At 65.3% G+C, this 19,398-nt stretch carries 15 protein-coding genes and 3 pseudogenes; 7 read left to right on the top strand and 11 right to left on the bottom strand.

The annotated features are described in order from the left end of the window. Nucleotides 1-3 precede the first annotated feature (3 nt). The 5 genes from Q5701_RS19630 to Q5701_RS19610 all read left to right on the top strand — a co-directional run bounded on the left by Q5701_RS19630 (nucleotide 4) and on the right by Q5701_RS19610 (nucleotide 5,746). Nucleotides 4-771, top strand: coding sequence for a (Fe-S)-binding protein (locus Q5701_RS19630; RefSeq protein WP_306752634.1), 768 nt, complete (start codon nucleotides 4-6; stop codon nucleotides 769-771). Nucleotides 772-773: 2 nt separating this feature from the next. After that, nucleotides 774-2,195: a lactate utilization protein B gene (locus tag Q5701_RS19625; RefSeq protein ID WP_306752633.1), complete on the top strand. Its 1,422-nt coding sequence runs from the start codon at nucleotides 774-776 to the stop codon at nucleotides 2,193-2,195. Beyond that, nucleotides 2,192-2,830 carry a LutC/YkgG family protein gene (locus Q5701_RS19620; protein WP_306752632.1) on the top strand — a complete coding sequence of 213 codons (639 nt, stop codon included), beginning with the start codon at nucleotides 2,192-2,194 and terminating at the stop codon, nucleotides 2,828-2,830. The genes Q5701_RS19625 and Q5701_RS19620 overlap by 4 nt, the downstream gene beginning before the upstream one ends. Beyond that, the gene (gene dld, locus Q5701_RS19615; RefSeq protein ID WP_306752631.1) at nucleotides 2,775-4,595 is read left to right on the top strand and encodes a D-lactate dehydrogenase; all 1,821 of its coding nucleotides are present in this window, start codon (nucleotides 2,775-2,777) and stop codon (nucleotides 4,593-4,595) included. The genes Q5701_RS19620 and dld overlap by 56 nt, the downstream gene beginning before the upstream one ends. A 245-nt stretch (nucleotides 4,596-4,840) precedes the next feature. Beyond that, nucleotides 4,841-5,746: a DMT family transporter gene (locus tag Q5701_RS19610; protein ID WP_306752630.1), complete on the top strand. Its 906-nt coding sequence runs from the start codon at nucleotides 4,841-4,843 to the stop codon at nucleotides 5,744-5,746. Here Q5701_RS19610 and Q5701_RS19605 read toward each other — a convergent pair. The 3 pseudogenes from Q5701_RS19605 to Q5701_RS19595 form a co-directional block, all read right to left on the bottom strand. Further along, nucleotides 5,708-6,165: pseudogene (locus Q5701_RS19605) on the bottom strand (ATP-binding protein); the annotation flags it as partial. The gene Q5701_RS19610 and the pseudogene Q5701_RS19605 overlap by 39 nt on opposite strands. A 97-nt stretch (nucleotides 6,166-6,262) precedes the next feature. After that, a pseudogene (locus tag Q5701_RS19600) lies at nucleotides 6,263-7,095 on the bottom strand (transposase family protein); the annotation flags it as partial. 31 nt (nucleotides 7,096-7,126) lie between these two features. Further along, a pseudogene (locus tag Q5701_RS19595) lies at nucleotides 7,127-8,466 on the bottom strand (IS3 family transposase). An 844-nt stretch (nucleotides 8,467-9,310) separates the two neighbouring features. On the opposite strand from Q5701_RS19595, the gene Q5701_RS19585 reads away from it, so the two are divergent. Further along, nucleotides 9,311-9,652: a hypothetical protein gene (locus tag Q5701_RS19585; RefSeq protein WP_306752629.1), complete on the top strand. Its 342-nt coding sequence runs from the start codon at nucleotides 9,311-9,313 to the stop codon at nucleotides 9,650-9,652. A 12-nt stretch (nucleotides 9,653-9,664) separates the two neighbouring features. On the opposite strand, the gene rpsI is transcribed toward Q5701_RS19585, so the two are convergent. From rpsI to Q5701_RS19570, 3 genes are all read right to left on the bottom strand, one after another. Then, nucleotides 9,665-10,156: a 30S ribosomal protein S9 gene (rpsI, locus tag Q5701_RS19580; RefSeq protein WP_306752628.1), complete on the bottom strand. Its 492-nt coding sequence runs from the start codon at nucleotides 10,154-10,156 to the stop codon at nucleotides 9,665-9,667. 2 nt (nucleotides 10,157-10,158) lie between these two features. Next, nucleotides 10,159-10,623, bottom strand: a complete 465-nt coding sequence (gene rplM, locus Q5701_RS19575) for a 50S ribosomal protein L13 (protein ID WP_234855142.1) — start codon at nucleotides 10,621-10,623, stop codon at nucleotides 10,159-10,161. A gap of 148 nt (nucleotides 10,624-10,771) precedes the next feature. Then, complete coding sequence (locus tag Q5701_RS19570; RefSeq protein WP_306752627.1) at nucleotides 10,772-11,197, bottom strand: PaaI family thioesterase; 426 nt, start codon at nucleotides 11,195-11,197, stop codon at nucleotides 10,772-10,774. A gap of 57 nt (nucleotides 11,198-11,254) precedes the next feature. Between Q5701_RS19570 and Q5701_RS19565 the strand changes: the two genes are divergently transcribed. Then, the gene (locus Q5701_RS19565) at nucleotides 11,255-12,040 is read left to right on the top strand and encodes an enoyl-CoA hydratase (RefSeq protein WP_306752626.1); all 786 of its coding nucleotides are present in this window, start codon (nucleotides 11,255-11,257) and stop codon (nucleotides 12,038-12,040) included. Nucleotides 12,041-12,123: 83 nt separating this feature from the next. Here Q5701_RS19565 and murD read toward each other — a convergent pair whose 3' ends face one another. From murD to Q5701_RS19540, 5 genes are all read right to left on the bottom strand, one after another. Then, a complete protein-coding gene (gene murD / locus Q5701_RS19560; RefSeq protein WP_306752625.1) occupies nucleotides 12,124-13,527 on the bottom strand; it encodes a UDP-N-acetylmuramoyl-L-alanine--D-glutamate ligase in 1,404 nt (467 codons plus the stop codon). A 74-nt stretch (nucleotides 13,528-13,601) separates the two neighbouring features. Beyond that, nucleotides 13,602-14,684, bottom strand: a complete 1,083-nt coding sequence (mraY, locus tag Q5701_RS19555) for a phospho-N-acetylmuramoyl-pentapeptide-transferase (protein WP_306752624.1) — start codon at nucleotides 14,682-14,684, stop codon at nucleotides 13,602-13,604. Between the two features lie 16 nt (nucleotides 14,685-14,700). Continuing rightward, nucleotides 14,701-16,071: a UDP-N-acetylmuramoyl-tripeptide--D-alanyl-D-alanine ligase gene (locus Q5701_RS19550; protein ID WP_306752623.1), complete on the bottom strand. Its 1,371-nt coding sequence runs from the start codon at nucleotides 16,069-16,071 to the stop codon at nucleotides 14,701-14,703. Then, on the bottom strand, nucleotides 16,068-17,567 hold the full coding sequence (locus tag Q5701_RS19545) for a UDP-N-acetylmuramoyl-L-alanyl-D-glutamate--2,6-diaminopimelate ligase (RefSeq protein ID WP_306752622.1): 1,500 nt from the start codon (nucleotides 17,565-17,567) through the stop codon (nucleotides 16,068-16,070). Before Q5701_RS19545 ends, Q5701_RS19550 begins: the two co-directional genes overlap by 4 nt. After that, nucleotides 17,564-19,393, bottom strand: a complete 1,830-nt coding sequence (locus Q5701_RS19540; RefSeq protein WP_306752621.1) for a peptidoglycan D,D-transpeptidase FtsI family protein — start codon at nucleotides 19,391-19,393, stop codon at nucleotides 17,564-17,566. The genes Q5701_RS19545 and Q5701_RS19540 overlap by 4 nt, the downstream gene beginning before the upstream one ends. Nucleotides 19,394-19,398 lie beyond the last annotated feature (5 nt).

The raw sequence follows: 19,398 nt of genomic DNA, 5'->3' as shown, positions 1-19,398 counted from the left end.
CCGATGTCCGCAAAGCCCAAACCCCGCGTCGGTCTGTTCGTGACCTGCCTTGTCGATGCGATCCGCCCCGGGATCGGCTTTGCGGCCATCCAACTGCTGGAGGAGGCGGGCTGCCGGATCGAGGTGCCGCAGGGCCAGACCTGCTGCGGCCAGCCGGCGCTGAACAGCGGCGATGACACCGACGCGGCCCACATGGCCCGCCAGACCATCGCCGCCTTCGAGGGGTGCGATCATGTCGTGCTGCCCTCGGGGTCATGCGCGGGAACGATGGTTCACGCCTATCCTGAACTGCTGGCGGGCGACCCCCGATGGGCGGCCCGCGCCACCGCCTTTGCCGCCAAGACCCATGAGATCACCAGCTTTCTGGTGGATGTGATGGGCTATCGGCCGCAGGGCCGCCGACTGGATGCCTCGGCCACCTATCACGACAGTTGCGCGGGGTTGCGCGAACTGGGCATCGCCGCACAGCCCCGCGCGCTTCTGGCCCAGGTCGAAGGGCTTCGGATGCGGCCGCTTGAAGGCAACGATGTCTGTTGCGGCTTTGGCGGCACCTTCTGCGTGAAGTATCCGCAGATTTCGGACGCCATTACCACAGAGAAGGCCGAGGCCGTCGAACGCAGCGGGGCCGATATCCTGCTGGCGGGCGACCTGGGCTGCCTGATGAACATGGCCGGCAAGCTGCACCGCCGCGGCGCCAGGACGCGCTGCTTCCACACCATCGAGGTTCTGGCAGGCCACGCGGACGGCCCCGCCATCGGCGAGGAAGGGTGACCATGACCGCGCCTCAGCCAGGCTTCAAGGAACGCGCGGCCGCCGCACTGTCGGACGGGGCGCTGAAAATCGCCATCGACCGCACCACCGGCACCGCCGAACGCAAGCGTGCCACCGCACTGGCCGCATTTCCCGAATTCGACGCCGCGCGCGAACGGGGAAAGGCGATCAAGAACCACGTCATCGCCCATCTCGACCACTACCTCGAGATGTTCGAGCGCAATGCCACCGCCGCCGGAGCGCAGGTCCATTGGGCCACCGACGATGCCGAGGCGCGGGCCATCGTCACCCGCATCTGCCTGGACGCCGATGCCAAGCTGGTCACCCGGTCGAAATCCATGCTGGGCGAGGAAATCGGCCTGCCCCATGCCCTGGCCGATGCCGGGATCGAGCGGGTCGAGACGGACCTGGCCGAACATATCATCCAGCTTGCGGGCGAACGGCCGTCCCATATCGTCTGGCCTGCCATGCACCGCACGCGCGAACAGGTGGCCGATCTGTTCAGGACGGGCCACAACCCGCCCCCTGCCGCCGAGGATCCGGGGACCATGGTGCAAAGTGCCCGGCGCGAGTTGCGCGCCAAGTTCCTGGCCGCCGACATCGGCATATCGGGCGCGAACTTCCTGGTCGCGGACACTGGCGCGACCTGCACCGTCACCAACGAAGGCAATGCGGAACTGACCACCACGCCGCCGCGCATCCATATCGTGACGGCAGGGATCGAGAAGCTGGTGCCTTCGACCGCGCACGCCTTTGCGCTGCTGCGTCTGCTGGTCCGGTCCGCGACCGGCGGCGAGATGACGCAATATACGACTTTCCACCACGGGCCGAAGCGCGCGGGCGATGCCGACGGCCCCGAGGAGATGCACATCGTCCTGGTGGACAATGGCCGCAGCCGGATGCTGGGCGACGAGTTCCGCGAGATGCTGCGCTGCATCCGCTGCGGGGCCTGCATGAACCATTGCGTCGTCTACCGCCAGATCGGCGGGCACGCCTATGGCGGCACCTATCCCGGCCCCATGGGCGCGGTGCTGACCCCGGTGCTGGAGGGGTTGGCGCAGTCGCGCGACCTGGCGCACGCCTGCACCATGAACGGCCGCTGCGCCGAGGTTTGCCCCGTGGGCATTCCTCTGCCCACATTGCTGCGCGCTTGGCGCCGCCGCAGCTGGCGCGAACGACTGGAACCCGGCAGCGTCCGGGCAGGCATCGGTCTTTGGGCCATGCTTGCCCGGCGGCCCGCCCTATACCGCCTGGCCAGCCGGATCGGCGTGCGTGCCCTGCGGCTGCTGGGGCGGCGGGGCTGGATCAGCACGCTGCCCCTGGCCCGCGGCTGGACCGCCTATCGCGATATGCCGCGCCCGCCGGGCCGGACGTTCATGGAACAGTATCGCGCCGACCGGGCCAAGCGCGGGGGTGGCAAATGACCGCACGCGACCGCATCCTGTCCGCCATCCGAAACAGCCTGGATCCCCGGCGTCCGGACCCTGACGCCATCGCCGCGCAGGCCGCATCCCTGCTGGCGAACCCGCAGGCAACCCGGCCCCAGCTTGCGGCACCGGACCTGGCCGATGCCTTCGCCCTGAAGGCTACGGCCCTGGGCACCACCATCGACCACGTGGCCCAGATGGCCGATATCCCCGCCGCCGTGCGCCGCTATCTTGCGGACCATGGCCTGCCCGGTATCGCGCTTCAGCCGGCGGCGGAACTGACGGCGCTTGACTGGGACGGGATCGCCACCCACCCGGACATTGCCCCGGACGAGCCTGCGGGCCTTGGCCTGGCCCTTTGGGGTATCGCCGAAAGCGGATCGCTGGTGGTGCATTCGGGGCCCGACAACCCGATCCTTCTGTCCTTCCTGCCACTGCACCACATCCTTGTCCTGCACCGGAACAACCTGCTGGCTCATCTGGAAGACTATGCCGCGGCGGTGCAGGGGGCGGCGCAGCCCCGCAACGCCATCCTGATCACCGGACCCAGCGGCACGACCGACATCGAGGGCAGCTATGTCCGGGGCGCCCATGGACCGGGTTTCCTGCACGTCCTTCTGGTGGGATCCTGAAGGCCCGCTCGACGCCTATCGCACGCATCCCGGACCATCCGACTGGAGCATGACCATGACGCCGCACCTGCACACCCAGACCCTGGCGGATCAAATCCCCGTCGGACCCGCCCCCGCCTTTCTGGAGGCCCTTCGCGCAACGGTGGGACCGCGCCATGTGCTGACCACGCCCCGGGACACCGAACGGTTTCGCATGGGATATCGGTCGGGCGGGGGCGAGGCCGAGGCAGTGGTCCGCCCCGGAACCCTGCTCGAACTGTGGAAAACGCTTGAGCTTTGCGTGAATGCCGGGCGGATCGTGATCGCGCAGGCGGCCAATACGGGGCTGACCGAAGGATCGACCCCGAACGGTGACTATGGACGGCCCGTCGTGATCGTCAACACGCTGCGGCTGTCGCGGATCCATCCCGTCCTGGACGGCACGCAGGTCGTCTGCCATGCGGGGGCAACGCTTTACGACCTGGAACGGATGCTGGATCCCCTGGGGCGCGATCCCCATTCGGTGATCGGGTCAAGCTGCATCGGCGCTTCGGTCGTGGGTGGCGTCTGCAACAATTCCGGCGGTGCCCTGGTGCAGCGGGGACCAGCCTATACCGAGCTTGCGCTGTTCGCGCGGCTGGAGGCGGACGGCAGGCTGCGGCTGGTCAACAATCTTGGGGTGCGACTGGGCAACGACCCGGAAACCATCCTGCGCCGCCTTGATGCAGGAGAAATCCGGCCCGAGGACGTGGACCCCCAGGCAGGCGCGGCCTCTGACCACGAATATGCCGACCGCGTGCGCGACGTGGATGCGGAAACGCCAGGCCGCTTCAACGCCGATCCGGGACGCCTGCACGAAGCGGCGGGCTGCGCCGGGCGGCTTGCCGTCTTCGCGGTGCGTCTGGACACCTTTCCCCGGCCCGCCGCCACCGAAGTGCTTTATGTCGGCACCAACAGCCCCGAGGCCCTGGCCACGCTGCGCCGGCGGCTGCTGACCGAACTGGACCCGCTGCCGGTGGTGGGCGAATACATCCACCGCGAGGCCTGGGACATGGCGGCCCGCTTTGGACGTGACACCCGCCTGTTCATCGAATGGTTCGGCACCGCCCGGATGCCCGTGCTGTTCGCGCTGAAGGGTTGGGCAGATGCGCGGCTGCGGAAAATCCCGCTCACCTCGGATCTCAGCGACCGGGTCTTGCAAGTCGCGGGGCAACTGGCACCGGGACGCCTGCCGCGCCGGATGCGAGAGTTTCGCCACCGCTTCGAGCACCACCTGATCCTCAAGGTGGAAGCCCCTGGCGACGAGGCCGCGCGCATCCTGGACCAGACGGTTGGCGCCGACGGCTGGTTCCGCTGCTCTCCGGTCGAAGGGTCCAAGGCGATGTTGCACCGCTTTGCGGTCGCAGGGGCTGCGGTGCGATACGAGGCCATGAACCGCCGCCGGACCGGCGGCCTTGTGGCCCTGGACGTGGCCCTGCGGCGCAATGATCGCGACTGGATCAAGCCGGTGCCGCCCGCGCTTGCGGATCAGGTGGCCGCGACCCTCTCCTATGGCCATTTCCTGTGCCATGTCTTCCATCTGGACTATGTGCTGAAAAAGGGCGCCGATCCGGCCGCCTTCAAAACGGCCATGCTGGAGATGCTGGACGCAGATGGCGCGGAATATCCGGCGGAGCACAATGTCGGGCATCTTTACCACGCAAAGCCCGCCCTTGCGGCCTTCTATGAAGACCTCGATCCCTTGGCGCGCTTCAACCCGGGCATCGGCGGCACCCGGCGTTCCTGACGGGGGTTCCTTGACCGCGTCCGACATGGCCGCCGGGTTCCCCTCGGGCTTCCTTGTCCGGCCTATCCGGGCTATCAGACTCGCTGGCCTTTTGAACCTGCCTGCAACCCGGCTGCCTCCGCAGGTCCGTCACCCCGTTCCGTGATGAAGGGTGGTGGCGGACACGGGCAGCCGGGCGCGGGCGTACGGATCGTGAAATGCATGGTGCGATCTGGCACGCCCGTGCGGACTGAAGGAAGTTGCCGATGCAGACCCCTGCGCCTCTGACCATCCTTGGCCTTGTGGCTGTCGCCACCACGGCAATCGTTTGCGGCGACACCGCAGGCAAGCTGCTGACCGAGGCGGGCGTGCAGCCGCTGTTCGTGGCATGGTCGCGCTTCGCGCTTGCCGCATTGGTGCTTGCCTGGTCGCTGGGCTTGCGGCGGACCAACCTGGGCCGCCTGCTGGACTGGAGGCTGATCCTGCGCGCCGCGCTGATCGTCGGCGGCATCGCCTCGATCCTGACCGCGCTGCGAACAGAACCCATTGCCAATGTCTTCGGCGCCTTCTTCATCGGACCGATCGTGGCCTATGCGCTGTCGGTCCTGTTGCTGGGCGAACGCGCATCCTGGGCGCGTACCGTGATGCTCGTGCTGGGTTTTGCCGGTGTGTTGCTGGTGGTCCGACCAGGGGGCGACATGGGGACCGGCATGATCTTCGCGCTGATGGCGGGGGGGTTTTACGGCTCTTACCTTGCTGCGACGCGTTGGCTGGCGCCGTTTCATCCCTCGCCCTTTCTGCTGGCCTCGCAACTGGTCATCGGGGCGGTGCTGCTGCTTCCTGCGGGCCTTGCCAGCGTTCCGGCCAGCGCGGACCTGCGGATCTGGGTCTTGGTCATCGTCAGTTCCTTGGCCTCGGCCTTTGGCAACTACCTGCTGGTGGTGGTCAACCGCACAACACCGGCCACGGTGTCGGCGCCGCTGATCTATTTCCAGCTGATCGCCGCGACCGTGATCGGCTTTCTTGTCTTCGGCGACTGGCCCGCACCGCTTGCGCTTCTAGGTCTTGCCGTGATCTTCGCATCCGGCCTCGGGGGACTGGCCCTGGCACCCCGGCGCCAGACGCCCGTTGGCTCAACGACAAGCCATGTCGGCGGGACGAACAGCACCTGATGTCAAACGAGCTGAAGAATTGACCGCTTTGGCGACGTGAAGAACTGACCCCGTTGGTGAATGTCTGGCGATATCGGCTCCGAACGCACGCCCGGCCTTTTGCAAGAGGCCAAGGCTGCCCTTGTCGCGAAGACGGTAGCTGTCACCGCGGATGGTGATCAACGTTGAATGATGCAGCAGCCAGTCAAGGATTGCCGTTGCCACCACGGGATCGCCAAACACACTGCCCCATTCGCCGACGGAACGGTTCGAGGTGATCAGGATCGAGCCTTTCTCGTAACGGCGCGATACCAGCTGGAAGAACAGGCGGTCGTCATGACCCTTGGCCAGCATTGCCACGAGGGTGACTGCGGTCACAAACTGCACCGAGTGGTTCTGCCGGATTGCTTTCGTCCCAAGGCAACGGCCATGTGCGTTTTGCTGGCCCTGGTGTTCTTGGTTCGCTTCTTGATCAGATGCCCGGTCGGCGTTGAACAACCGTATCAGGCGGCCAATGCTTCGCGTTGACGGGGCGTTTTGGGGCCGGAGCCACGCCGGCATCAGGGAAGGGAACAAAGCCCAAAGAGCCCTGAGATGGGCGAAGATCCTCCAGACATTGTGGCCGCAGGCGCAGAGGACGGCGAAGATCGCGTCGCCGATGCGCCCTTCAGCGGAGATCTGGCCAGGCAACCGTCGCTTTTCATGTGCCCGATCTCCGGCGCGATAGCGCTTCGTCGCCTGAGGAGCTTTGCCAGGAGCGGGGTGATGCCACGTCTTGTGCCCGCTGATCAGGACCTTGGTGGTCTCCACGCCATGGCCGCGATAGCCGCGATCAACCACAGCCAAAGCCGGCACGTGGTTGGTCAGGATGGCAACCTGCTCCAGTGCGGCGCCAGGGTATGGCCGTCGTATGGGTTTCCGGGGAAGCTGCGGGCGCCGACCACGAAGCCGCCGTCAAGGGTGGCGGCGAGGCTGACCTTGGTGCCAAACTCGCAACGGATGCGGGCCTTGCTCTTGGAGATGCAGTCGACCTCGGGCTCGTGCAGGGCGTGGCGTGGCGTAGATCTTGTTCTTGCTCTTCGCGCCTGCTCAAGCAGGCGACCGACCCGCCAGAGCGCCTCCAGCGCCTTCTCGCGCAGCGCACCTTCAGGGGTGTCCTGCAAGTGGCGCCGCAGATCCCGGCAGATCCTTCCAGTAAAGCCCCTGAACTGGCGCAGGGCCTTGCCCATGCGCGTGAACTGCCGGGCGTGGGCATAGCGCCCGACCTAGGCGGCCAGCCGCGGGGCAAGGCGGGCATAGCTCTGGCGCAGATCAATCTCGGCCTTTTTCGCCAAGCTCACCAGCAGCACGCGTGCCCGCGCATTGGCCCTGTCCCGTATTTGTGCTGCTCCCGGTGCTCGTTCAGGCTGCTTGGCGCTCAAGGGCCAAGGGGCTTTTCCCTCCCAATGCTGAATGCCGACGGCGCGAGTTATTAAAGCCGTTGATGTATCGGAAGATGGCTGTCTCAGCTTGGTGACACGTTTCCCACGACCTGCGCCAGATCAACTCGGCCTTGAGGGTTTTGAAGAAAGGTTTGACGGTGGCATTGTCGTAACAGTTGCCCTTGCCGCTCCTCGACGCTTGCAGGCCATGTTCGCGCAGGACCTTCCGGTAGTCGTGTAAGCAGTATTGGCTGCCACGGTTACTATGGAGGATGCAGCCCCGCGGCGGTGATCGCAGGGCGATGGCCATCTTCAGCGCCCGGATCGCCAGATCGCGTTTCCTGCGGTTGGCTCGCGGCCCAGCCGATCACGCGCCCGGAGTGCAGGTCCAGGAGCGAGGCCATGTCCGCCACCGGTCCGAGGACCATGGTCGAGCGCCAGATACAGCCAACCCTCGCGGGTCCAGATGTAGCTGATGTCGCCCGCCCATGTCGCTGCGCGGTCCTTCGGTTCTGGTTGGGCCGATCCGCCGTGAAGTCACGATCCGAGCCGGGTTCGGCGCGATGTTGAAGGTATGATCGCTGTCCGTGGTCGCCTTGAATTTGCGCGTTCTTTCAACGACGATCCCGTTCTTGCGCGTCAGTCGCCCGACCCGGCGATGGCCTGCATCGATGCCGCCTTCCTTCAGGTTTCCGGTCATCCGCGGGCGGCCATCGCGGCCCAGGCTCAGACGCGACTGTTCCTTGACAGGGGCCAGAACAACCCTGTCCATGCGCTGCCAGCGACTGGCCGGGCGGCTGCGAAAGGCCCGCAGCCCGCGGGGGCTGACATTCGTCACCTGGCACAGCCGGTCGATCGGGAAGGCCCCACGCTGTTCTTCGACGAACCTGAACCTCACGGCTTTTGGCTCGCGAAGAACTGGGTGGCTTTTTTCAGGATCTCCCCCTTTCGCCGGGGAAACAATCCCCCAGACTGGTTCGCGGATCCGGCTCAAATCCTTGAGGATGCGGATCTCGCGCCCAAGCCGTTATTCTCCGGGCAAGCTCGCGGTCCTCGGCCGAGACCCTATCCGGGTCGCGATGGGCATTCACCCATGGGTTCAAATTGAGGATGCGGATCTCGCGCCCAAGCCGTTATTCTCCGGGCAAGCTCGCGGTCCTCGGCCGAGACCCTATCCGGGTCGCGATGGGCATTCACCCATGGGTTCAAAGTCGACACGCCGACCCCCAGATCATCCGCAATCTGACGTCGCGAAAGCCCGCTCGTCCGTGCAATGCGCACCGCATCCTTGCGAAACTCATCCGTCCTGCCTGTGCCCATGGTTCATCTCCTTTGCCGCACATTGGGCTATCAAAGGAGCACCACCAAACCGCGACAGGTCCAAGGTTTGTATTTCTAGGTGAGGACTGAACAGCTTACCAAGGGTTAAGAGACAGCGATCCCCATTGCCGAGGTTCAGATATAGATTGGGCGTGCGCAGAGCCGAACACTAGCCTTGTATCGAGCAGCGTCTTGTCGTCCGCCATCCCGAGTGCCCTGTGCAGGGTCATTTTCGAGCGGTGCGTCCTGGATGATCAGCTGTCAAGGATCGGGGAACTTTCACCTGTCGATGATGTGCAGGATGAGAAGGTTCTATCCCTCGCAGAAACCTGCCTGGGTCGCGGCGGCACAAGCGAGGATCTGACGCAAGCCGTGCTTGCAGGAAAAGTCGGAGCCTTGCGCCTGCCAAGTGATACCGCCTTCACGCTGTTTCGAGCCAGCGTCTTGGGTCACGGGGCTGCAGGACAGTCGGGAGAGCACGTAGTAGACGGATCCCAGCAATTCTCTTGTTCAATTCGATGATTTTGTCACAGGGACCGAATATACGGACTCCTTCTCTTTTGCATGATTCGAAGCGTAACGAGAAGTATGTCCTGAATTGGATAATTTATTACACGTAGTTTGAATGGTGACACGGCACGTTCATTCCGGAATGCATCGCCTGACAGCTTCCTGAAGCACTTCAGGAGGATGTGATGCGGCGCCCTTTCACCAACCTGACGCTGGACGAACGCCGCGTGATAGCGCGGCTGCTGCAGGCCCCAGTCGCCTCATTTCCTAAATTGTCCCGAAGCGCCAGGCCATCCAGCCCGTCTCCCCGTCCCCTCCAGCGTTCCCGCCTTCGGTGAAGCGGTATTTACGAAGACAGGCAGAGGAGAGCAAGAAGAAAAATGCGCCTCTGGGCCAGTTTTCTTCTATCCATATGTCATCAAAAGGAAAATTTCATGCCCGATCCACCCCGAAAGGAACGGTCGGACGTTTGGAACTTCCCTTCGGGACGAATCCCTGCAGCGATCATGCCATGATTTCCGGTCAGAACCGCTTCTTCTCGCTCCTTTCGAGCCAGGAATCGCCTTTTGCTTATCTTCCGGGCAGTTTCGTGCGCTTAGGTAACGTGCGGATGACCATCCGGCGGTTCCGAAACGAAAAAGGCGCGACCCTTGCGGATCGCGCCTTCTGGATATGATTTTCGCTGGAATCAGCGCTTCGAGAACTGGAAGCTGCGGCGGGCCTTGGCCTTGCCGTATTTCTTGCGTTCAACGACGCGCGAGTCGCGGGTCAGGAAACCGGCTGCCTTCAGCGCCGCGCGAAGGGCGGGTTCATACAGCTGCAATGCCTGGCTGATGCCGTGCTTCACGGCGCCGGCTTGGCCCGACAGGCCGCCGCCCTTGACGGTCGCCTGCACGTCGAACTGGTTGGCCACGCCTGCAACGTCGAACGGCTGGCGCAGGATCATCTGCAACACGGGCCGCGCAAAGTATTCGTTGATGTCCTTGCCGTTCACCACGACCTTGCCGGAACCGGGCTTCACCCAGACGCGGGCGACGGCGTCCTTGCGCTTGCCGGTCGCATAGGAACGGCCCTGCCCGTCGCGCTGCGCTTCGCGGCGGATGGGGGCGTCGGCCACAACGGCGGCATTGCCCGACACGACGGATTTCAGATCGTCCAGGCTTTTGATGTCTTCGGCCATAATCACGCGCTCCGGGTGTTCTTGGAGTTCAGGACTTTCACGTCCAGAACTTCGGGCTGCTGGGCCTCGTGCGGGTGTTCGGCACTGGCATAGACGCGCAGATGGGTCATCTGCTGCTTGCCCAGCTTGTTGCGGCTGATCATGCGTTCGACGGCCTTGATCACCACGCGTTCGGGATGGGCGCCTTCCAGCACCTGGCGCGCGGTGCGGTGCTTGATGCCGCCCGGATGGCCGGTGTGCCAGTAGTATTTCTTGTCGTCACGCTTGTTGCCGGTCATCTGCACCTTGTCGGCGTTGATGATGATGACATTGTCGCCCATGTCCATGTGCGGCGTGAAAGTCGGCTTGTGCTTGCCGCGCAGGCGGCTGGCGACGATCGTGGCGAGGCGGCCCAGAACGACGCCCTCGGCGTCGATCAGGATCCACTTCTTCTCGATCTCCGCCGGTTTCGCGGTATAGGTTTTCATCTTTCGTCCCTTCAGGGTCGTCATAATGCGAGATGGGCGTGTATCGGGGATCGCCGCCCATCCGTCAAGCGCCACAGGCTCGTTTATTTCAATATAAAACAGTATCTTACCATTTAGGTATAAAAATACCACACCCTAGGGCGCTGTTTTACGGCCTTTTTGGCGGAATCGAATAAGTCATCGAACAGCGGGCAACCGGATCCCCCGCCCCGTCGGAAAAGATCAGCGCCTCGGCCACCGCGAGGCTGCGGCCCAGCTTGAGAATGCGGCACTCGGCCAGCAGATCGCGCCCCGCAGCAGGCTTGCGCATGAAATCGACCGAGGCATTGATCGTTACCGCAAGCGCCACCGGCCCGATGCGCGACAGGATCGCGCAATAGATCGCAACATCGGCCAAGGCAAAGATCGAGGGTCCGCCCACGGTGCCGCCCGGCCGCAGATGCCGGTCGCCGACCCGCAGGCGCGCCACCAGCCTGTCGGAGGCCACCGATTCCACGCTGTGATCATTCGCCACCTGCTGAAAGTCGCTGGCCAGAAAGGCGTTCAGCGCCTGCGCGTCCATCACGATATCCATGCTTTCCCCTTCGCTTGTCGCGGCATAGGCTTTCGGTAAACAGGGAGAGAGATCAAGATGGCAGACCTGATCCTGCGGCAAGATGATGGCCATGTCGCGCGGGTGACGCTGAACAGTCCCGGCAACTACAACGCCCTGTCGGTCGAAATGATCGCGGCGCTGACGGCGGAACTGGATAAGATCGCGGACGACAAGGATGTCCGCGTGGTCGTGCTTGCCGCCACGGGCAAGGCGTTCTGCGCGGGCCACGACCTGCGCCAGATGCAGGCGGCGCGCGATGGCGCGGATGGCGGGGGCGCCGCCTTTGCCGATCTGTTCGACAGTTGCGCGCGGATGATGCAACGGCTCCCCGCCCTGCCCCAGCCGGTCATTGCCGAGGTTCAGGGCATCGCCACCGCTGCGGGATGCCAGCTGGTCGCATCATGTGACATGGCATTGGCATCCCAGACCGCGCGCTTTGGCGTCAACGGCGTGAACATCGGGCTGTTCTGCTCGACGCCCATGGTCGCCCTGACCCGCGCCATCCCGCCCCGGGCTGCATTCGAGATGCTGGTGACGGGCGAGTTCATCGACGCACCTCGCGCCTTGCAGCTGGGCCTGGTCAACCGCATCGCCGCGCCGGATGCCTTGACCGATGCCACCATGCAGATGGCCGCAACCATCGCCGCCAAGCTGCCGGCCGCGATCCGCCTGGGGAAGCGCGCCTTCCACGAACAGATGCGGCTTGGGTTGGAGGATGCCTATGTCACGGCAGGCGAGGCCATGTGCCAGAACATCCTGTTGCCCGATACCGCCGAAGGCATGGCCGCATTCCTGGACAAGCGCCCGCCAGCCTGGGCATGACAGGCTTTACCTTGGCCTAAATATCCTCGGGGGTGAGGCCGCTTGCGGCCGAGGGGGCTGAAAGCCCCCTGCCCCGCTTGCCGTCAGCGGGAAGCCACCGCTTTCACCAGTTCGGTGAAATGCTCGCCCCGCTTCTCGAAATTCGGATACTGGTCGAAGCTGGCGGCAGCAGGGGCCAGCAGCACGGTTTCACCCGGCTGGGCCTCGGACGCGGCGCGGGCGACGGCAGCGTCCATCGTCTCGACGATCTCGTAGGGGGTCTGGCCAATCTCGAGGGCAAAGTCGCGCGCGGAATGGCCGATCAGATAAGCCTTGGTCACGCGTCCCAGATGGGGTGCCAGCGCGGCGATGCCGCCCTCTTTCCCCAGACCCCCGGCAATCCACCGGATCCGGTCAAAGGCTTGCAGCGCCTTGGCGGCGGCATCGACATTGGTAGCCTTGGAATCATTGACGTAACGCACGCCTCCTATTTCGGCCACGGTCTGGCTGCGGTGCGGCAGACCGGCAAAGCTGTGGAACGCGGCCTCGATGTCGCGCGGCGCCAGTCCCACGGCCCGGCAGGCGGCATAGGCGGCACAGGCATTCTGGTGATTATGCGCGCCCGGCAGGCCCTGGACGGCGCGCAGGTCGATGGATGCCGCCTGCCGCCCCTTGCGGTATTCGGCCAGATGCCCCTTGCGCGCAAAGACCGACCACGCCCCTCCGTCAAGCTTTTGCCCGGCTGATATGCGGATCACCCGGTCATCCGCTGGTCCCATCGACAACTGGTTTGCCAGGTACAGCCCTTCGATTTCGTCGACGCCGATCACGGCACGGTCTGGTCCGCCTTCGGCAAACAGACGCCGCTTGGCCGCGAAATATCCCCCGGGACCGCCGTGGCGGTCCAGGTGGTCGGGGGACAGGTTGGTGAAGACCGCGACATCGGGCGTCAGCGCGCGGGCAAGGTCCGTTTGATAGCTGGACAGTTCCAGCACCACTACCTCTCCGTCGATTGCGGGTTCCAGGGACAGCACGCCGGTGCCGATATTGCCGCCCATCTGCGTCGGACGGCCCGCTTCGGACAGGATGTGGTGGATCAGCGCCGTGGTGGTCGATTTGCCGTTCGATCCGGTCACGGCGATCACGCGAGGGGCGCGGTCGAAGCCTTCCCAATCTTCGGTTGCATAGCTGCGGAAGAACAGTCCGATGTCGTTGTCCACCGGAATCCCCATGGCATAGGCCTTGGCGATCACCGGATGGGGCCTGGGGTAAAGATGCGGAATGCCGGGGCTGGTGATCAGCGCCGCCACGCCCGTCCAGGCATCGTCGCGGGTCAGGTCGGCAATGGTCAGGCCATCGGCGGCTGCAGCCTGCCGGGTATCGACGCCGTCGTCCCAGGCAACGACCGTGGCGCCGCCCGCCGCCAGGGCCGCGGCAGTGGCCTTGCCGGATCGGCCAAGGCCCAGAACGGCAATGGTTTGTCCTTCGACGCCTTGAACCGGGATCATGGAATGCTCCTGATGTCGCGGCCGGGGGCTTCGCGCCCCCGGACCCCCGCGGGATATTTATGCCAAGACAAAGATCAGCGCAGTTTCAACGTCGCAAGCCCGATCAGCGCGAGGATCAGCGCAATGATCCAGAAGCGGATGACGATCTGCGCCTCGCCCCAGCCCTTCTTCTCGAAATGATGGTGGATCGGGGCCATCAGGAAGACCCGGCGCCCGGTGCGCTTGAAATAGGCGACCTGGATGATGACCGACAGCGCCTCGACCACGAACAGCCCGCCGACGATGGCAAGGACGATCTCGTGCTTGGTCACGACCGCGATGGCGCCAAGCGCGCCGCCAAGCGCCAGCGACCCGGTATCGCCCATGAAGACGGCGGCCGGGGGGGCGTTGTACCACAGGAAGCCCAGCCCGCCGCCGATCAGGGCGGACACGAAGATCAGGATCTCGCCCGTGCCGGGGACATGGTGGACGCCCAGGTAGTCGGTGAAGTCCACCCGGCCCACGGTATAGGCGATGACGCCCAGCGTGCCTGCGGCGATCATCACGGGCATGATCGCCAGCCCGTCCAGCCCGTCGGTCAGGTTCACCGCATTGGCGGCCCCCACGATCACCAGCATTCCGAAGGGAATGAAGAACCACCACAGGTTCACCAGCACGTCCTTGAAGACAGGCAGCGCCAGTTGCCCGGACAGCGCCGTCGGATGCAGCCACATCGCCCAGGCTGCGGCGACAAAAGCCAGGACCAGGCCCAGGCCCATCCGCACCCGGCCCGAGACGCCCTTTGTGTTCTGCTTGCTGACCTTGGCATAGTCGTCGGCAAATCCGATCGCCGCGTAACCCGTCGTGACCACAAGCACGATCCAGACATAGCCATTGTCCAGCCGCGCCCAGAGAAGCGTGGAAAAGAACAGCGCCGACAGGATCAGGATGCCGCCCATCGTGGGCGTGCCGGCCTTGACGAAATGGCTTTCGGGGCCGTCGTCGCGGATCGGCTGGCCCTTTTTCTGGACCCGGCGCAAATAGTTGATCAGCGGGCGCCCGAAGATGAAGCCGAAGATCAGCGCGGTGAAGAAAGCCGCCCCCGCCCGGAACGTGATATAGCGGAACAGGTTGAAAAGGTCGCCCCCTTCGGACAGGCCGCTGAGCCAGAAAAGCATCCGTTATTCCTTGCCGTCAAAACGTCGAATCTTGCGCCGCACGGCGCAAGGCATCGACTACCCTCGAAATCTTCGAGGACTTCGACCCCTTCACCAGCACGACATCGCCAGGCGTCACCAGGTCCACCACGCGAGCCGCCAATTCCTCGGCGGTTTCCGCCCAGACCCCGCGCTTGGCAGGCGGCAGGGCGTCGTGCAGGTGGCGCATCCGGGGACCGGCGCTGTGGACTAGATCAACCTGCACCATAGACGGGTCATGGGCCATGTCCCGGTGCATCGGGATCTCGTCCGCACCCAGTTCCAGCATATCGCCCAGGATCGCGACCCTGCGCCCGCCTCCCAATGCAGCCAGCGTGGCAAGGCCCGCCGACAACGAGGTCGGGTTGGCGTTATAAGCGTCGTCGATCAGGCGCAGGCCCGCCAGGTCTTCCACTGCACCGCGTCCCTTGGGCGGCAGCCAGTCGCCCAGGCGCATGGCGGCCTCTTTCACATCCGCGCCAGCGGCGGCAAGCGCGGCCAGAACGCCCACCGCGTTCAGCGCGAAATGACTACCGGTGGTTTGAAGGGTGAAATCCAGTGTCTCGCCGCTGATCCTTGCGCGGCATTTCAGCGTGCCGTCATCGGTCTTGGCCTGCATCAACTTGGCTTGGCCGTCGCGGCCAAAGCCCATCACGAGTGCCCCCGCGGCATCCGCGCAATCGCGCAGGATTTGCGTGACCGGCAGATCCTCGGGGATGATGGCGTGGCCAATGGGTTCCAGTCCCTCGAAGATCGCCCCCTTCTCGCGGGCGATGCCCTCGATGGCGCCAAAGGCTTCCAGATGGGCGGCGGCGACGGTGGTGATCATCGCCACATGGGGGCGGGCCAGGCGGGACAGGGGCGCGATTTCGCCCGGATGGTTCATGCCGATTTCGATGATGGCGAAATCGGTGTGGCGGGGCATCCGCGCCAAGGTCAGCGGCACGCCCCAGTGGTTGTTATAGCTGGCCTCGGCCGCGTGGATGCGCCCCTGCCCGGTCAGCGCCACGCGGGCCATGTCCTTGGTCGAGGTCTTTCCGACCGATCCGGTGATTGCGACGACCTTGCCGGTCATGCGCTTGCGCCCCGCGCGGCCCAGCCCTTCAAGCGCAGCCAGCACGTCCGGCACGATCAACAGCGGCGCGTTCGAGGCCACCCCGTCCGGGATCCGGCTGACCAAGGCCGCTGAGGCGCCCTTGTCCAGGGCCTGCGCCACGAAGTCATGGCCGTCGCGGGCGTCCGTCAGGGCAACGAACAGATCGCCTGGCTGGATGGTGCGCGTGTCGATGGAAACGCCCGAAGCCGCCCAAACGCCCTGCGCCCGCCCGCCTGTCGCGGCGGCGGCTTCCTCGGCTGTCCACAAGGTCATATCTTGCCGTCCAGTGCAGCAACCGCCACGGATGCCTGTTCGGCATCGTCAAAGGGATAAACGTCGGTGCCGATGATCTGGCCGGTTTCGTGTCCCTTGCCGCAGATCAAGAGCGCGTCGCCCGGCAGCAGCGCGTCGACGCCGCGAAGGATCGCCTCGGCGCGGTCAGCCACCTCGGTGGCATCCGGCCCTGCACCTTCCATGACGGCGGCCCGGATGGCGGCAGGATCCTCGGTCCGGGGGTTGTCGTCGGTGACGATCACCACATCGGCAAAGTCGCGCGCGGCCTGCCCCATCAAGGGGCGCTTGCCCCGGTCGCGGTCGCCGCCCGCGCCGATCACGCAAACGATTCGGCCCATCACATGGGGACGCAGCGATTGCAGGGCCGCCACGACCGCGCCGGGCTTGTGCGCGTAATCGACAAAGACCGTGGCTCCGTTTTCGCGTTGGGCCACAAGCTGCATCCGCCCGCGCACGGTGTGCAGGTTGGGCAGGGCACGCAGCACCTTGTCCGCAGGATCGCCTGCCGCCAGCACCAGCCCCATGGCCGCCAGCACATTCTCCGCCTGGAACCCGCCGATCAGCGGCAGGCGGACCAGATACGGCTGGCCCATAAGCGAAAACCGCAGATCCTGCCCGGTCGCGTCATAGCGTTGGCCGAGGATCCGCAGCATGGCGTTTTCGCCATTGCCGACCGTCGTGACCGCCAGTCCGCGATCCGTGGCGATGTCCAGCATCTGCCGCCCGCGTTCGCTGTCGATGTTGATGACCGCCGCCGCGCCGTCTTCCAGGATGTGATTGAACAGCAGCGCCTTGGCCGCAAAGTATTCGTCAAAGCCCGCGTGGTAATCCAGGTGATCCTGGCTGAAGTTGGTGAAGGCCCCGGCCTCGACCCGGACGCCGTCCAGGCGGCGCTGGTCCAGCCCGTGGCTGGACGCCTCCATCGCGGCATGGGTGACGCCCGCCTGTACGGCCTCGGCCAGAATACGGTGCAGGGTCAGGGGGTCGGGGGTCGTGTGGGCCAGCTTGGCCTGGTGATCGCCTTCGACCCCCATCGTGCCCAGGCTGACGGCCTTGTGGCCCAGGTGCTGCCAGACCTGGCGAGTGAAGCTGGCGACGCTGGTCTTGCCGGATGTGCCGGTAACGGCCACCACATGATCGGGCTGTGCCTCGAACCACAGGGCTGCGGCACCGGCCAGGGCGCCGCGCGCATCCTCGGCCACGACAACGGCGCCGTTCCAGCCCGACAGGGCCTCTGCCGCCATTTCGGCACCCAGGCGGTCTGTCAGGACCGCGCCTGCCTCCATGCGCAGGGCATAGGGGATGAAGTCCGCGCCATGGACCGCCGATCCCGGAAGTGCCGCGAACAGGTGGCCGGGCCTTATGGTGCGGCTGTCCAGCGACAACCCGGTGATGTCGGGGTCGCGCCCGTCCCTTGCCCGCAGCCCAAGCTGCGACAGCGTTTTCCTGCCTTGCCCCACAGTCCTACCCGTCATTGATTTGCGACGACCTTTAGCTCATCGCCCGGTTGCGATTCAACACGGGGCGCAAAGCGCGGCTCGATGACCGGCAGGTTTTCGTCGGTAACGGGTTCCAGCCCGACCAGCGGCGCCAGGCGCCGGATGATGGCCGAGGCAACAGGGGCAGCGGTCGCCCCTGCCGTGCGGCTTTCCCCGCCCGGCCCGGTTACGGACGGTTCGTCCAGCGTCACGATCATCACGTATTTCGGCGCGCTGGCCGGAAAGACCGATGCAAAGGTCGAGACCACCTTGTTGTCGTAATAACCGCCGGACGGACGGGGCTTGTCGGCGGTGCCGGTCTTGCCCGCAACCTCATAGCCTTCCACCTCGGCCTGCTTGGCGGTGCCGCGCGTGACGACCTGGCGCAGCATATCCACCGCGCGGGCGGCGGCGCGTTCCGACAGGATCCGTGCGCCTTCGGGCCGGGTGCGCCCGTGGATCAGGGTGGGGGTCACCTTCACGCCGCCATTGGCAACGGTGGCATAGGCCGCGGCCAGATGCAGCGGGCTTGCGGCAAGGCCGTGGCCAAAGGACACGGTGGCGGCAGTCACGGCAGGCCAGCGGGTCGGGACCAGCGGCTTGCCGGTCGGGGCCTCGACCATCTCGATCGGCAGGGGTTCGAAGAAGCCCAGCTTTTGCAGGAAATCCTTTTGCCGCTCTACGCCGATCATCTGCGCGATGCGAACCGTGCCCACGTTCGAGGACTTGACGATCACGTCCGTTGCCGACAATTGCGCGCCATAGTTCGAAAAGTCGCTGATCCGGTATTTGCCAATGCGCATTGGCGTCGTGGTGTTGATGCCGCTGTTGGGATTGATGATCTGCAGATCCAGCGCCTGCGCGACCGGGAAGATCTTGAAGGTCGATCCGAGTTCGTATTGTCCCTGCACCGCGCGGTTGAACAACGGGCTGTCGGAGGGATCGCCCTTCAGCAAGGGGCGGGGACGGTCGTTCGGGTCGAAATCCGGCAGGCTGGCCATGGCCAGGATCTCGCCGGTCGCGATCTCCATCAGGATGCCGGTGGCGCCCTTCGCGCTCATCACCTCCATGCCCGACGCCAAGACCTGCTCCATTGCGGATTGCACGGAAAGGTCGATGGACAGTTGCAAGGGCGCGCCGTCGTTCGCAGGATCGCGCAGCCAGCCGTCGAAGGCCTTTTCCACGCCCGCGACGCCCAGAACCTCGGCGCTGTTGACGCCTTCGTTGCCGAAACCGGACCCGCCCAGGATGTGGCTGGCAATATGGCCGTTGGGATAAACGCGCATCTCTCGCGGGCCGAACAGCAGGCCGGGTTCGCCGATGTCATGGACCGCCTGCATCTGTTCGGGCGACATCTTGCGCTTGATCCACATGAACTTGCGGCTGCCGGTGAAGTCCTTGGTCAGGTCGGCAGCATCCAGGTCGGGAAAGATGCGCGCCAGCTCGTTGGCCGCGCCGACCGGATCGACCATCTGGTGGGGATGGGCATAAAGCGAATGGGTCAGCAGGTTCGTGGCCAGCACCCGCCCCTGCCGGTCGGTGATATCGGCGCGCTGCGAGACGATCTGGGCCGACATCACCTCGCTTTGCGGCTCGATCGGATCGCTTGACGCCAGGGTGCCCATGCGGACCCCGACCACGCCGAAGGCTAGGACAAAACAGCTTGCCATCAGCGCCAGCCGCCCCTCGGCCCGGCGGCGGGCCTTGTCCTGGACAGCCTCATGCCGCTGGCGGCGGTTTTCGGTCTCGATGTCGTCGGGGTTTTCGCCCCGCTCGCGGGCGCGGAGGATCTTGGCCAGGGGGCGCAGGGGGATGCGGATCATCACGG

Origin of the sequence: Paracoccus actinidiae, from assembly GCF_030863885.1 — a bacterium.
GTDB lineage: Bacteria > Pseudomonadota > Alphaproteobacteria > Rhodobacterales > Rhodobacteraceae > Paracoccus > Paracoccus everestensis.
This window is presented reverse-complemented; position numbering and strand designations above follow the sequence as displayed.